This window comes from Moorena producens PAL-8-15-08-1 (assembly GCF_001767235.1).
Lineage (GTDB): Bacteria > Cyanobacteriota > Cyanobacteriia > Cyanobacteriales > Coleofasciculaceae > Moorena > Moorena producens_A.
In genome coordinates, this window is sequence record NZ_CP017599.1 from 938,041 (window position 1) to 952,402 (window position 14,362).

Below are 14,362 nucleotides of genomic sequence, written 5' to 3' on the forward strand. Positions count from 1 at the left end.
CAAGATGCCGGTTCCACCAAGATCCCGGTTCCACAAAACTCTTCAAATCATTCCATTATTAAGCAATGTCAACGAATTAGTCTAGAGCAATCGCATAATCCAGCTATAGCAATTATCAATTCGGTGAGGTACACAAGTTGTGGATTTTAGGGAACAGGGAAAAAATCCTGTTCCCTATCCTAGCGTTATCATTTTATTTCCCTTTAGACTTAGGTAGTGAAAGTCCCAGATAGCCTCCAAGACCTATTTTTGCCATATCCATAAACGTGGAGCGGTATTGTTCATCAATTACCGCTAGGGTAAGTGACCCCCCAAGTAATATGGAGATAATAGCAGCTTGAACCATTTCTTTGATTTTCAGAGTTTTATGAGCCATAGGTTTTTGTTGTAACTGGTAAGCTTGACTGCTACTTTTAATGGTTACCCACAAAAACCGAACCCTTGACTGTCGAATGGATTAGTTGCTAATATATCTTGGCTTTTGTTTGATTGTCTTGTGACTGAGTTGTGATTGCGCTAAAGGTTATGGCGCTGGCGGCAGGGAATAGGAAACTTTGGGTCAGGGAATTATTGAGTTTTGTCATTTAGGGCTGCATCGCTTACTCTCTTGAATTGGAAAACACTATTCAAACTATTACTATAGTTAAAAAAAATAGCCAGACTATGAAAGAATCTAGCCAAGAAAAAAAAAACTAACTATTACTGCCTCGTCAAAAGGTATAGAGAAAGCTGAGAAAGCTTTAATCAGGCTAGGATTTGATTCTAAAAGTAACTTTGCAAAATCACAACGTCTAAGTCGCTCTACAGTGACAAAGTTTTTTAATTTTAAATCAATTCAGTTGGATTCTTTGAAACGGATATGTCAGGCACTGACCCTAGACTGGAAAGAAATCGCGGGAATAGCAGAGGAAAACCCATCCCAACCGCTAACCAGAAATGAGAGTAGTAGCTTAGAGCTGGTGGAGGGGGTGGAGCAAGGGCAAGCACCTAGGCGCAAAGTGACTGTAATCGATAAACAAAGTGAAACAATTAAAGCTGTTATCATATTAGAAGGGGATATAGATTCAGTTAAAAATTTAAAATTTATTCAATCTATTTTACGAGACTATTCAGGAGACAGTATAAACATTATTGATATTAAACCAGGCAGTATCCGATTAATTGTAGAGGGTTCTTCAGAGGATATCGAACGGCTTGTATCTCGGATAAAGTCAGGAGAAATCAAAGAATTAAGGGGTTTTCCTGTTCAAGATATTGAAATTTTGAGCGAAAGGTTAGAGGATGATCAAAATAACGAGTTTGATCAGAAATGGCCTCTAGTGGAAGAGATTGCTAGCCGTGGAGCTGTGCGTCGAGACCTGAGTAATGCGGACCTGAGTGATGCGGACCTGAGTAATGTTAACCTGAGTGATGCCAACCTGATTGGTGCCAACCTCAGTAATGCTGACCTAAGTGATGCCGACCTGAGTTATACCATCCTGAGTGGTGCCGACCTGAGTGATGCTATCCTGAATAGTGCCCACCTCAGGGGTGCCTACCTGAATAGTGCCCACCTAAGTGCTGCCGACTTAAGTGATTCCAACTTGATTGGTGCCGACCTTAGGGGTGCTGACCTGAGTGGTACCAACTTAATTGGTGCTAAAGTTAAAAAAGCCCGATTTGGAAATAACTTAGGAATTGATGAATATATGAAGCGTGACCTAATTAAACGAGGAGCAATTTTTGAGGAGGATTTTCCAGGGGATAGCTCTGAAAGTCTTAGCCCTAGCAAAAGATAGGGATTACGGAAATTATGGGGTGCTGAAAATTTTTTGGAATCCGGTAAGCTTCAATCAAACAAATGGGATTGACCGTAGGCCACGCTAAGCAAACGCTTACAGATACTCAATACCCCCAACCATTTCCTCTAAAGTAGATAGCGTTTGGAATAGTAATTAACCCACAATTTTAGCGTAGATACTCTACTAGGTTCCTAATTCCAAAATAGAGCCACGCATCCAATGGTCTTGACTGAACTCAAAGAGTATAATCAGTGGTGGTTGATGAGGATTTTAATTTACTTATAAGGCAAGTAGATCGAAATCCTCTTTAAAAAGCTGTCAACCAGAATTAACCATTTGTTTCAAATAAAGCAATCCGCAGTCGATCGGCTGTCTCTTCCATTTCCGCCACGGACTCTAGGCTAACAACCACGCTGGGTTCAACTCCTAAAATTTCCGCCGCTTTAGCCACTGCTGCTTTTTCTTTTTCATGGTAGTCCCCATCAGCTCGACTCATTTTGATCGCTTGGTACAACATAGAGCGGCGAAAATTCAATGAAAAATCATACTTGATTCCACTCAATAGCTCTTCAATGTTAGCATTTTTCCAATCGAATTTGCGGAGGGTTTCAACGTACTATTCAACAGCTTCAGAGTCTTCCGCCATCATTTCTTGTTCGTCAATAAACCACTGTAATTCTTCTTCTGCGAGTTCTCCATCCGCTCCAGCGATCGCCAATAAGGCGCAGCCGTAATTTACCCCCACCTCCAAATCAACTGAAGTGTTAGAATAAAAGCCATATTTATGCTCAGCATATTTGCTCAGTTGGACAGTTTTGCCACTGGTCATATTTTTATCCTTTTTTTATTAGTTTTGAGCATATTCAGTTTGATTGAAGCAACTTTAGTGCAATTTGTCAACTCAATGTATAGCGCTACGCGCAAGGGCTTTAGGCAAGAGGCAAGAGGCAAAAGTTGACGTGCATTAGCACACCTAAGGTTTTAGGGAACAGGGAACGGAGCTTGTAACGTAGACATTTTTTCATAATTCATCATCTCAAACCCAAAGATTAAGAAAAGGGGTGTATTTATAGGGTTTATACTATTTATGAGGTAAACATAATTTTTTCTCTATTCCCGATTCCCGATTCCCGATTCCCGATTCCCGATTCCCTGTTCCGTACTCCCTAAAAACATGTACCTAACCCAATTGATAACCGTAAATTTTTATGACTAAAGACTATTGAGTTATTCATTTAAATGTAATATTTACATGGCATTTATAAAAAAAGGCTGATTAACTCAATGGAAAACTATAAAGGGAGCGGATTGAAGAAATTACGGAAAGCGGTTAGTAAGTTAGCTGCTACTCGTAAAACCCCTAAGGGTAAGGGACAGGGAAAGCCAAAGGGTAAGCCCATAGAAGAAATGCTCGGTGGTGAGGGTGAAACTGAGCGCAATGTTGAATCTTGGTTTTTAGGACCCAAGGGTGAGAATGCAGCTCTTTTCCAAGAGCTGATTACCCAAGCACTTTCCGATCACATTGATTGGCGCAACAACTTCCATCCTGAAGATCCTTCCCCAATTCCAGAGGAAGTTAAAGCCGATGAGGGTTTCCAGCAAGCAGTAACATTACTGCGCACAGAATTGAACGAGCTTCTGACGGAGCTGCGGAATTCAGGTCCGTTTTTCAGCATGCGCTATCAGGGACACATGCTCTGGGACCAGACTCTAGCAGGAATGGCTGGCTACTTTGCTGGGATGCTCTATAACCAGAACAATACTGCTATTGAAGCGGCTCCCTTCACCACCGTCTTAGAAGTTGAGGCGGCTAAAGACATCTGCGAGATGGTTGGCTATCAATACGATACCGAAGGCATCCCAGAGCCCTGGGGACACCTGACCTGCGGTGGTTCAACGGCTAACATTGAGGCGCTTTGGGCTGCACGTAACTTAAAGTATTATCCCCTTTCCTTGCAAAAGCCTCTCAATGATTCAAATTCGCCTCTTTATGTAGCTAACAACATGATGGTAAAACTGCCATCAGGAGATGACGCTCAACTGGCTACCTTAGATCCTTGGTCAACTTTGAATTTGGGGATAGATGAGATTCTGGGTCTCTCAGAGAGGTTGCTAAAAGAATATCAAATTCAACCAGACACAGTCACAGAAGCCACCTCTCCCTACACTCTCCAAAACCTGGGTTTCGTAGACTTTACCAAGATATTTTTGCAAGATACTGATATCCAGACGCCGGTGATCTTTGTACCCGGTTCCAAGCATTACTCCTTGCCCAAGGGAGCAGCCATCCTGGGTGTAGGAGCAAACCAAATGCGGAGCATTCCCCTTGATATCCATGGACGGATGAACTCTACTATTTTGGAAGAACAGATTGATCAGTGTCTAAGCGAAAAGCGGCCAGTGATCACGGTGGTAGGAGTACTTGGTACCACGGAAGAAGGAAACGTCGATCCACTCAAGACAGTTTTGGATCTACGGGATAATAAGTATCGCCCCCAAAACATTGAATTTGCTGTACATGCTGATGCGGCATGGGGTGGCTATTTTGCGGCGATGCTGGAAACGAAGGCTGTACCCGTCAGCACAGAGGCTGATGAACCAGTGCCTGTTCTGCCCATGAGCGATTATGTGTATGCACAATACGATAACCTTTACCGAACAGATACAGTTACAGTAGACCCTCATAAGACGGGTTACATGCCTTATCCAGCCGGGGCACTGTGCTATCGGAACATGTTGATGCGGAGTCTAATTGCCTTCGAGGCTCCCTACACCAATACCGGTGAAGGCTCTGAAGGACAAGATGAATATCTTTTAGGAACTTACGGCATTGAAGGGTCGAAACCCGGTGCCGCAGCAGCAGGAGTATACCTAAGCCATAAGGTTATCCCACCAGAACCCTCAGGATACGGCAAAATCCTTGGTCGAACCTTATACAACTGCAAAATGTTCCACTGGAAGCTGCTGGAGCTGAGTGAGTCAGCCCAAGGCTATGGCGTGTTTCCAGTACCAATAGAAGACCCAGAAGGACCAATTAGCAATTATGCCAGTAAAAAAGAATTCAGAGACAAGCTACGCAGCCTATTAGCTGGAAAGCGTCCTAAGGAGATCTTGAATGGTGAGCATACCGAAGCCCTAGAATTGCTGAAGGAGACAGGAGCAGACCTCAATATTCTCACTTATGCTTTTAATTTCAAGAACAGTGAGGGAAATTGGAACCAAGACTTAGAAGCAGCTAATGAATTCAATCGTAAGATCTATGATCGGATCAGTTTGAAGCTAGTGCTTCCAGAAGAAGAAGACGAAAATGTTAATGCCCAGTATAATGTGCTAGTTAGCACCACAGACTTTCAGAAAGATTATTACGGAGAAGAGTTTTTCAATAATTACAAACAACGGTTGTTACAACTTCCAGCTCCTGTAAATTCTGAACAAGATAAGGAAATCACCGTGATGCGATCAGTGGTCATGGATCCATGGATTGCTGAGAACTTAGATGGTAGTTGGTTCCTCGACACTATTATTGCGGAGTTAGATAAAGTGGTACTCCAAGTTCTTGCAGAAATGAACAACAGTTCTTCTTAACAGTTCTTCTGTTGTTTAAATGTTGTTTAAAAGTAAACATTAAGCTATCAGCAAATAGCTGAATATTGACCTAAAAAAAAGGGGGAGTCGGAACGGTTCCCCCTTGAAAATCCCCATTTTTATGTCAAAACTATAAAGATGATAACGAAAAAGGGAATAACTTGATTGAAAAACTTTATTAAATAATTCCTTTAGTTAAGTTATGTAACAGCTTTCACCGTTCAGGTTTGGTTAAGCTTTCAGGTTTGCTTAAGGATTCAGGTTTAAGCTACGGCAGGGGCAAAATGTTATAAAACTTCAAATTACGTTGCAACTCTTAACAAAAAAAAGCGCTTGAGATCACCAATACCCTGGTAAACTCATAAAGCAATATATAGCAATATATAGCAATCGTAATTGATTGGTGAAACTGACCCTGGGGCAAGGTGTTTCCTTGTGTCCCCTATGTGGGGAATCTTTCTGGTTTCACGAGCTGATCCCGATTGCTAGGTCATTGTCATTGGTTTGGGCTGGGTTGAGTGACCCGGATCTGTCCACACCAGGCCACCGAGAATGGTAAGCAACTATAACAAGCAAGCAAGAGCTTAAGATGGTAGATTCCCTTAAAAAACCTGATTTTGAAGAAATCCGACCCGGTGTAAAGGTTCCGGCGAAGGACACGCTCCTAACTCCCCGGTTCTACACTACTGACTTTGAAGCAATGGCGAAGATGGACCTCTCGCCTAATCAGGATGAACTGGAAGCCATCCTGGAAGAGTTTCGAGCGGACTACAATCGTCACCATTTTGTCCGGGATGAGGAGTTTAATCAATCCTGGAACCACATTGATGGGGAAAAACGCCGGTTATTTGTTGAGTTTCTGGAACGTTCCTGTACAGCGGAATTCTCTGGTTTCTTGCTCTACAAGGAATTGGGACGGCGCTTAAAGAATAAAAATCCTGTACTGGCAGAGTGCTTTAACCTGATGTCTCGTGATGAGGCACGTCATGCGGGATTCCTGAACAAGGCTATGTCAGATTTCAATCTACAGCTGGATTTGGGATTCCTGACAAAGAGCAAGAAGTACACCTTCTTTCAGCCCAAGTTTATTTTCTACGCTACTTATCTGTCTGAGAAGATTGGCTATTGGCGCTACATTACTATCTATCGCCATTTAGAAGCCAATCCTGAAGACCGAATCTATCCAATTTTCCGGTTCTTTGAAAACTGGTGTCAGGATGAAAACCGTCATGGGGATTTCTTTGATGCAATCATGAGAGCCCAGCCGAATACGCTGAATGATTGGCAGGCTAAGCTTTGGTCAAGATTCTTCTTGCTGTCGGTGTTTGCCACTATGTATCTGAATGATGTTCAGCGGTATGGATTTTATGCCTCCATTGGTTTAGATGCTCGTGAGTATGATAAGCATGTGATTGAGAAGACTAATGACACCTCAGGAAGGGTCTTCCCAGTTATTCTGGATGTAGACCATCCGGAATTTTATGAGCGTCTGGAGATTTGTGTCCGGAATAATGATAAGCTGAGAGCGATCGCTAACTCAAATACGCCTAAGTTCTTGCAACTATTCCAGAAGTTGCCCCTCTACATGTCTAATGCCTGGCAGCTCCTGAAATTGTACCTGATCAAGCCCATTGATATGACTTCTAAACAGGGTTCTATGATCTAAAGTTTGCTCCGCTAACTGTTAGCTTCGTTTTTGTGGTGATCCTACTTTATGTAGGATCACTTTTTTTTGGACTTACGCTGGGAGTCGGGAATCGGGAATCGGGAATCGGGAATCGGGAATCGGGAATCGGGAATCGGGAATCGGGAATCGGGAATCGGGAGTCGGGTGGTAAGTGCTTTAAGTTTGGGGAGTGTGGGGAGATATGGAGATGGGGAGATAGGGAGATAGGGAGATGGGGAGATGGGGCAGATTTTGAGTAACGGTAAATATAACGTTTCTAATACTTAACCTGTTGTGCATTTAAATTGAATTTTATTCCGTTAAAAAACAAACCGTAAAACCCTCTCCCTCTGCTCCCTGCTCCCTGCTCCCTACTCCCTACTCCCTACTCCCTACTCCCTACTCCCTATTCCCTTAGATCCGGAAATGATACAAGAATGACAGAAGTTTTATCGGTATAGGTGCGTCAGTTCTGTTAGTGTATTTTTTATTGTTGAGTGTTAAAAAATTTGGGACTTAAGTATCTAAAAACGGGATTACTGGGACTAACCTTTACCTTCACAGTTGCTTACCGAGCTGGGAGTCAAACGGTGCCAGTACCGGACTCGACTACAGGCAACCAAGAGGAAACCCAGGGCAATCCGCCTCAGCCTACTCCAGATCAATTACCAGAGTCCCCCCAGTCTGATCCTCCTGGTAATTCAGCAGCCCAGGAGTTGGATTTAAGTCCAGAGGTAATCGAAGGCAGTCCGGTGCTACAGCGTTGGCTAGAGGAGGTGCCGGATGTTTGGCAGGATATTCGCAATCAACCCAGTTTTCGCACTCGCTTGCGGTTCGGTTACTCCCAGTTTCCCTCTAATGGACAAGCCGCAGGGGTGAATGTGGGAGTAGAAGATGTTTTTATTGGTAATTCTGGCTTAACGGTGAGTGGAGATTATCAGGCTTCCTTTAATGGTGAGCGGGAAACCTTTGGGGTAGATTTGCGGTATTATGTGCGGCCGTTAGGGAGTTATTTTAATGTTGCCCCGATGGTGGGTTATCGCAATTTGGAGACTGATGGTTACTCTACCGATGGGGTAAATGTGGGAGCACGGTTGCTATTGGTTTTGTCTCGGACTGGTGCCGCTGATATTTCCTTCACTCAAAGTTTTGTTTCTATTGGCAGTAGTGATGAGGTCGGGATAAGCAAGCTTTCCTTTGGTTATGCCATTACTCCCAATTTGCGGCTTGCTACGGATATTGAGAAACAGAATTCTATCGAAAATAAGGATAGTCGGGTGGGGATTGGGTTGGAATGGATGCCCTGAGATGTTGAGAGGGTGGGAGGTGTGGCTCACAGGGGTAGGTTTTTTACATCTGGTTCGGGAATCGGGAATCGGGAATCGGGAGTCGGGAATCGGGAGTCGGGAGTCGGGAGTCGGGAGTCGGGAGTCGGGAGTCGGGAGTCGGGAATCGGGAATCGGGAATCGGGAGTATAGAGCGAACGCGCCCCGCGTGGCCTACGGCCAATCCCATTGATCGAGCCCATCAAGATAACCCATGTTAGGGATTTGATCTAAGCCATTTCGCTATAGCATTTACCTATAGCATATGCAAATCGATCATGAAACCCAATGCTAATTTCTCATATAGCACTACGCATTAAAGTGTTTGACATTGATACAAGCAGCAAAAGCTGTTGTAGTCAACTTTTGCCTCTTGCCTCTTGCCTTTTGCCTTGGGCGTAGCGCTATAACACCAAACAATCCTCGGATCTCGTTCCTACTATTCCCGATTCCCGATTCCCGATTCCCGATTCCCTCTGTTTCCCCACACTAAAGTAAAACTCTACCGATGAAAACCAGTAATGTAGTCAAGTCTGAGCCTCCATCCTTGGCAAAGCACCAAACACTTCCCAAAATTAATCTATTTACCATGTTCCGGCTTGGTCTATTCCAGATGGGATTAGGGGTCTTGGCAGTGCTCACCCTAGGAGTGCTCAACCGAGTGATGATCGACGAGCTAGGTATTCCAGCCTCAATTACCGGGAGCCTCCTAGCCATTTCGCTGTTTGTTGCCCCAGCCCGGGTATGGTTTGGTCAGCTCTCGGATACTAAACCCGTCTTTGGATATCACCGTACTGGTTACGTCTGGATGGGAAGTGGGTTATTTATGATAATCCTATCCTTAGCGGTACAAATCACTTGGCAATTGGGCAATCTCGTCGAAGGGGCTGGAGGTTGGACATGGTCAATTCCAGCCTATAGTTGGGTCGCTCTTGGGGCTCTAGTTTTTGCTCTCTACGGTATGGCTGTGGGTATGAGTTCCACTACCTTTGTGACCTTATTAGTGGATATTTCTGATGAAGACAACCGTAGCAAATTAATCGGTATTACCTGGTCAATGATGACTGTGGGTATTGCGATTGGCGGCATCAGCAGCAAAATTTTGCTGAAGGGATTAGATAATGTTGATGCATCCCTGGAAGTATTGCGGTCATCAATTACTGGGCTGTTTTTCTTCGTACCCTTAATGGTGTTCGGGCTAGCGGTATTAGCCACCTTTGGAATCGAGAAAAAATACTCGCGCTATTCTTCCCGTTCTATCCTAGCGAATCGCGAAGACCAGATTACCTTGGGCCAATCCCTAAAACTATTAACTGCTAGTCCCCAAACTGGCCTGTTTTTCACCTTTTTGGTGATCATGACCATCAGCCTATTTCTCCAGGAAGCAGTGCTAGAACCCTATGGGGGAGAGGTCTTTAATATGTCAATTCCTCAAACTTCTCTACTGAATAGCTACTGGGGGATTGGGATGTTGATGAGCTTGAGCGCGACTGGCTTTTTCCTAATTCCCAATTTGGGTAAGCGCAAAACCACTCAATTAGGCTGTCTAGCGGTATCTATCTGCTTTATCTTGATTATTATGTCAGGATTTACCAGAAATGCTCAGCTATTCCAGGGAACCTTACTCTTATTTGGTTTATCTACTGGTATCGCTACCACAGGGGCTCTGAGTTTGATGTTAGACCTAACCGCAGCAGAAGCGGCTGGCACTTTTGTGGGAGCATGGGGATTAGCCCAAGCCATGTCACGAGGCATAGCAGTAGCCAGCGGTGGTGTGATCCTTGATGTAGGTAGAGCAATTTTTACTACCCCAGTCTTGGCTTATGGTGTCGTGTTTGCTCTCCAATCCGCAGGGATGATAGTAGCAATTTGGTTCCTGGGTAAAGTGAATTTCAAGGAATTCCAGGATAATGCTAAAGATGCGATCGCAGCTGTGATGGAAGGAGATTTGGATGGTTGAAGGAAGAATGTAGAATGTAGAATTTAGAATTTAGAATGCAGGCGTAGGGTGCGTTAGGGGTGGGCTTGCCATCATATTCAACCTCGTAGCAAGTGTTGGGAAAGCCCGCCCCGTAACGCACCAGAAGGTTATTCGCGTAGCGTGGCCAAAAGGCCAAGGTTATTAGGTCTGTTGAATGCGATTGGCCGTAGGCCACGCTACGCGAACGCTTTCTTGGTGCGCGTTCCCTATTGAGGTAAGGGAGTAGCCAAAAAATAAAATACCAAATTTTAGCTTGTAGGGTGGGCAAAAACATTTTGGTTCACATGAGTCTTCTAGATAAGATAACTTTGCCCACCCTACTTGAATTGGTATTTTTTTTACAAGCAAGTCCCTAAAAAGTCAGCTCAGATTAATTGTAGGGTGGGCAGTGTGTACCAACCCGATGCCAAGCAAAGGCATCGGTGTGATGCACTGCCCACCCTACATCTAAATGATAGATTTACTCAATGGATTTAGGTTGCCGACAACCATTATTGACGCCCACCCAAATACCTTCAGGTATATGCCATTTGTGATTCTTTTTGTTGTTGTTGTAGTCGCAATTAATAACTACATCAGCTCCCTTATCTATTCTTAGTAAGTCACCAGAATAAAGCGGTTCATCTTTGGATACAGCAATGGGATCGCTTTTACCACGTAAGAGGATGCTCTCACCCACTCCCTCAGCTGTCTTCACAGTTCCTATCTCCACAGTTTCTAGATGTAATTCATCGGGAATAACTTGATTCTTCCCTAGATTTAAGTGAGTTTCTAAGTACTGTCTAGCTTCCTTAATCCATTGGTCTTCATCTATATTATAAGAGGAGGCATATGCAAGGCAATATATCCAATTATTCGTTATTTCCGTGTTTGTTTTACCTGCTTCGTTTTTTTCTGCTTGTAATACCTGCGCTAGCAAACAGTAAGCTGGTGCCTTTTTATTATCTAACTTAATAGCATCCTTGAGATATCGTTTTGCCTCAGCATAGCGCTCTTGTTTTAGCCGAGCCCACCCCAGGTTTTTCCGCAAATTGTATTTCACTTTCTCATCGTCGGTAGACGTATTTTGTTTTATCGAATTCAACCCCAGTTTTTTCAATAATTTGGATATGACTGGATTGACAGTATTATCAGTATCATTTTCGCTCTCATTATTTAGTTCTATACCTCTTAGTAACAAAGAACTAGCCTTATAATATTTTTCGTCAATAATATACATTCTTCCTAATTTATTATAAGCACGTTCAAAGTCATCTTCGACAGCAATTTGGTATTCATCTAAAGCCTTTTTCTTGTCTTGTAGTTTCTCATAAAGTTCTCCTAAGTTATAATGAGGTTCAACGTAGTCAGGATTCAGGAGGAGTGCTCGTTCGTTGCTTGATATGGCGGCAGCCAATTCCGGAGTATTCTTGTTATTGTTATTGTATCCATCACCAATATTTTCATAAACAATAGCAATCTGAGGTAACAACAAACGAACGGTAACAGAAATTAGTAAAAGACTGAAGGCAATGCCACAACTTACTTCTTCCCAAAAATAGTGAGGAATCTTCAAACGGGTAAGAGCACGTTTGATTGACTCCTGTCCAGTTTTTGTGAAAGCGGTTCTACCAGCAAATATTGTCAGGACGCTCTGGGGGGGCGACAAGCGCCCCGTAACCCTTGATATATATTAAATTGAGCGAATTATGGTAAAAAAAGATAGGTCAGAAATTGTCAAGACGACCTATCAATTCAAAATGCTACCAGAATTATATCAAAAACATTTAAAAAATCTCCTTTCCGAATCTCAATTATTGTTTTTTTACCTTGTAGTAATCATTGTACAAGATATCAAGGATGTTAAACTCGAAAAAATTGCTGAATCTTTACCTTTGCCTATTAAATGTAACTCAAGGCGTAAAAAGTTACAGAGATTTTTTTCATTACCAATATTTCAAATAAAAAAAATGTGGTTTCCACTTGTTAGAGAATGGCTCACTCAAAAATTTGATAAACACAAAAAAATCTATTTAGCCATCGATAGGACTAATTGGAATAACAAAAATTTATTGGTGGTTAGTATAATTTATAAAAACCGAGCAATCCCAATTTATTTTGAACTTCTTTCAAAACTTGGTTCAAGTAATTTTTTAGAGCAAAAACAAATACTATCAACTATTATAGGGCTATTTGATAGCTATCATGTTGTTATTTTGGGAGACCGAGAGTTTTGTTCAGTTAAATTGGCTGAATGGCTAGACAAACAAGGGTTTAAGTTTTGTTTAAGACTTAAAAAAAATGAGCAAATTGAATTAAAAAATCAGGGGTGGATTTCCCTGAAAAACTCGGGATTAAAACCAGGAATTTCGTTATTTTTTGAAAAGGTTAAAGTCACAAAAACTAAACAAGTATCAGGATTTAGTATTGCCTGTAAATGGAAGAAAAGTTATCGAAAGTCAGTAAGCCAAGAAGGTTGGTTTATCCTAACAAATATGAGCGAATTGTCTGAGGCAATATCAGCTTATAAAAAACGTTTTGATATTGAGGAAATGTTCCGAGATTATAAAAGCGGTGGATATAATATGGAAGGCAGTAATGTTGTCGGTAAACGCTTTATATCTTTACTTATTATAATCTCTTTTGCTTACTTTATTGCCACAATTAAAGGAGAAATAATTAATAAAAAAGGAGTTCAGGACTATGTAGCGAGAGTCAAAGAATATGGGCGATTAACTAAAAGACATAGCAGTTTTTATATTGGAATGTATGCTCAAAAATGGATTCATTTTATGGATAAATGTTGGGAATTAGTTTATGCTTTGATGCGTTTAAGTCGTCATAAGCTCGATAATTATTTACGAGGTATGAGAGCTATGAAGCTTATACAGTCTACTTTTTAGCTCTCATGTCGCCCCCCCAGCAGGACGCTCTGAGTAGCAGCAACAAAAGCCCCTAAGCTATCTGGTCCACCACTCAGAAAGCGTGAGGCAATGTCTACGGTTAAGCTCAAAGACAATGTGAGAAATACAATTGTCAGAATTTTCCATAGCCAATCCAGATTATCCCATCGATGCTTTGGAGGTTTGAGGAACCACCACCAAGCGTCTACGTTAGGGTTGAAAATAGCATGCCATTCAGTTAGATCTACTGTGGTAATCTTATTAGTCTCTTGCTTTAATCGGTGATCTAGATCGTTAACCTTAATCAAGCTTCCTGTAGGAATCTGTGATTGATTGGTTAATTCTGCTTGAACTGTATCACGAGCAGTCAAAACTTCTAGAACTGTTTCTTTTGATGGCGAGCTAGTATCTTCAAGTGTAGTAAGTGCATGAGTATAACTTTGAATAGCAGACTCTAACTCTGATATAGCAGAGTTAGTGTTAGGAGTTTCTTCTAGAATAAGCTTACTTGACATCTGACTTCCCTCTAATTTCAGCCTTTCGTTCCACCAACCTTGTCTCAAATTCAGCCATTATCTGAGTGATGGGAATCTTTTCAGATACATTTGGCTTTAATTTTTCCTGCTTGCTCTCAATTCCTTAGGGTTTTATCTGATACTCCGAGGATTTCGCAAGCCCTTCGAGGTCGAAGATACTTCATCAGCAATCGGTAGTGTTCATTGGTTATCTATGTGTTACTACCAGGCTTTGCGAAGGAATTCCAGATACTACCTGAAAATTCTTTTTATATTGTTTTCAGTGCAGCCAGGTATAAGCGCGATCGCATCAACCATCACATCAGTCTTTGACCTGCCAGTTTGCTCAACCTAACAGCTATTTAGTTATGGAAAAGGCTTGGAGGAATCTTAATGGCGATTTGAGGTTTACTTACAGCATAAATCTAAATTTTCTTCCATACCATTTCTATGACTAAGTGTTGCTATTGCTGTATTAATTCTTAACATTAGGGGAAATCCCGTCTGGAGGTGTTTCTGCTCACCGACATCAACTAGTCCGTTGGTGGGCAGTGCCTAGTAAGGCGATGGCAAGCAACTGAATCGGTGTGATGCACTGCCCACCCTACATTTACAGTGATTAATCGT

Annotated in this window: 12 protein-coding genes and 2 pseudogenes; 8 read left to right on the forward strand and 6 right to left on the reverse strand. The window is 42.3% G+C overall.

What is annotated here, in order from left to right; translation table 11 throughout:
- Positions 1 to 193: 193 nt before the first annotated feature.
- Positions 194 to 376: a hypothetical protein gene (locus BJP34_RS03635; protein WP_149030769.1), complete on the reverse strand. Its 183-nt coding sequence runs from the start codon at positions 374 to 376 to the stop codon at positions 194 to 196.
- 472 nt (positions 377 to 848) lie between these two features.
- On the opposite strand from BJP34_RS03635, the gene BJP34_RS03640 reads away from it, so the two are divergent.
- Positions 849 to 1,778, forward strand: coding sequence for a pentapeptide repeat-containing protein (locus BJP34_RS03640; protein WP_229424231.1), 930 nt, complete (start codon positions 849 to 851; stop codon positions 1,776 to 1,778).
- A gap of 331 nt (positions 1,779 to 2,109) precedes the next feature.
- Here BJP34_RS03640 and BJP34_RS46980 read toward each other — a convergent pair.
- Together BJP34_RS46980 and BJP34_RS46985 are read right to left on the reverse strand one after the other, a co-directional pair.
- A pseudogene (locus BJP34_RS46980) lies at positions 2,110 to 2,358 on the reverse strand (TerB family tellurite resistance protein); the annotation flags it as partial.
- 39 nt (positions 2,359 to 2,397) lie between these two features.
- Positions 2,398 to 2,610 (reverse strand): hypothetical protein, encoded by a 213-nt coding sequence (locus tag BJP34_RS46985; protein ID WP_070391166.1) that lies wholly within the window; start codon positions 2,608 to 2,610, stop codon positions 2,398 to 2,400.
- A 455-nt stretch (positions 2,611 to 3,065) separates the two neighbouring features.
- Here BJP34_RS46985 and BJP34_RS03655 point away from each other — a divergent pair, with 455 nt between their 5' ends.
- The 4 genes from BJP34_RS03655 to BJP34_RS03670 all read left to right on the forward strand — a co-directional run bounded on the left by BJP34_RS03655 (position 3,066) and on the right by BJP34_RS03670 (position 8,339).
- Positions 3,066 to 5,366, forward strand: a complete 2,301-nt coding sequence (locus tag BJP34_RS03655) for a pyridoxal phosphate-dependent decarboxylase family protein (protein ID WP_083304985.1) — start codon at positions 3,066 to 3,068, stop codon at positions 5,364 to 5,366.
- Positions 5,367 to 5,955: 589 nt separating this feature from the next.
- A complete protein-coding gene (acsF, locus tag BJP34_RS03660) occupies positions 5,956 to 7,032 on the forward strand; it encodes a magnesium-protoporphyrin IX monomethyl ester (oxidative) cyclase (protein ID WP_070391167.1) in 1,077 nt (358 codons plus the stop codon).
- A gap of 32 nt (positions 7,033 to 7,064) precedes the next feature.
- Positions 7,065 to 7,292 carry a hypothetical protein gene (locus BJP34_RS03665; RefSeq protein WP_149030770.1) on the forward strand — a complete coding sequence of 76 codons (228 nt, stop codon included), beginning with the start codon at positions 7,065 to 7,067 and terminating at the stop codon, positions 7,290 to 7,292.
- Between the two features lie 237 nt (positions 7,293 to 7,529).
- Positions 7,530 to 8,339 carry a hypothetical protein gene (locus BJP34_RS03670; protein ID WP_070391168.1) on the forward strand — a complete coding sequence of 270 codons (810 nt, stop codon included), beginning with the start codon at positions 7,530 to 7,532 and terminating at the stop codon, positions 8,337 to 8,339.
- A 26-nt stretch (positions 8,340 to 8,365) separates the two neighbouring features.
- On the opposite strand, the gene BJP34_RS42250 is transcribed toward BJP34_RS03670, so the two are convergent.
- The gene (locus tag BJP34_RS42250) at positions 8,366 to 8,560 is read right to left on the reverse strand and encodes a hypothetical protein (protein WP_158516979.1); all 195 of its coding nucleotides are present in this window, start codon (positions 8,558 to 8,560) and stop codon (positions 8,366 to 8,368) included.
- Positions 8,561 to 8,688: 128 nt separating this feature from the next.
- Here BJP34_RS42250 and BJP34_RS42255 point away from each other — a divergent pair, with 128 nt between their 5' ends.
- Complete coding sequence (locus BJP34_RS42255; RefSeq protein WP_158516980.1) at positions 8,689 to 8,850, forward strand: hypothetical protein; 162 nt, start codon at positions 8,689 to 8,691, stop codon at positions 8,848 to 8,850.
- A gap of 15 nt (positions 8,851 to 8,865) precedes the next feature.
- Complete coding sequence (locus BJP34_RS03675; RefSeq protein ID WP_070391169.1) at positions 8,866 to 10,317, forward strand: BCD family MFS transporter; 1,452 nt, start codon at positions 8,866 to 8,868, stop codon at positions 10,315 to 10,317.
- Positions 10,318 to 10,798: 481 nt separating this feature from the next.
- Here the strand turns inward: BJP34_RS03675 and BJP34_RS03680 are convergent, their stop codons facing one another.
- Complete coding sequence (locus BJP34_RS03680) at positions 10,799 to 11,893, reverse strand: tetratricopeptide repeat protein (RefSeq protein WP_070391170.1); 1,095 nt, start codon at positions 11,891 to 11,893, stop codon at positions 10,799 to 10,801.
- A 184-nt stretch (positions 11,894 to 12,077) separates the two neighbouring features.
- Here BJP34_RS03680 and BJP34_RS03685 point away from each other — a divergent pair.
- Positions 12,078 to 13,276: pseudogene (locus BJP34_RS03685) on the forward strand (IS4 family transposase).
- On the opposite strand, the gene BJP34_RS03690 reads toward BJP34_RS03685, so the two are convergent.
- Complete coding sequence (locus BJP34_RS03690) at positions 13,217 to 13,735, reverse strand: hypothetical protein (protein WP_070391171.1); 519 nt, start codon at positions 13,733 to 13,735, stop codon at positions 13,217 to 13,219. The pseudogene BJP34_RS03685 and the gene BJP34_RS03690 sit on opposite strands and share 60 nt — an antisense overlap.
- Between the last annotated feature and the right edge of the window lie 627 nt (positions 13,736 to 14,362).

Coding starts and splice junctions, on each gene's coding strand:
- BJP34_RS03690 (WP_070391171.1), bottom strand. CDS start 13,735: ATGTCAAGTAAGCTTATTCTAGAAGAAACTCCTAACACTAACTCTGCT.
- BJP34_RS03655 (WP_083304985.1), top strand. CDS start 3,066: ATGGAAAACTATAAAGGGAGCGGATTGAAGAAATTACGGAAAGCGGTT.
- BJP34_RS46985 (WP_070391166.1), bottom strand. CDS start 2,610: ATGACCAGTGGCAAAACTGTCCAACTGAGCAAATATGCTGAGCATAAA.
- BJP34_RS42250 (WP_158516979.1), bottom strand. CDS start 8,560: ATGGGCTCGATCAATGGGATTGGCCGTAGGCCACGCGGGGCGCGTTCG.
- BJP34_RS03635 (WP_149030769.1), bottom strand. CDS start 376: ATGGCTCATAAAACTCTGAAAATCAAAGAAATGGTTCAAGCTGCTATT.
- BJP34_RS03675 (WP_070391169.1), top strand. CDS start 8,866: ATGAAAACCAGTAATGTAGTCAAGTCTGAGCCTCCATCCTTGGCAAAG.
- acsF (WP_070391167.1), top strand. CDS start 5,956: ATGGTAGATTCCCTTAAAAAACCTGATTTTGAAGAAATCCGACCCGGT.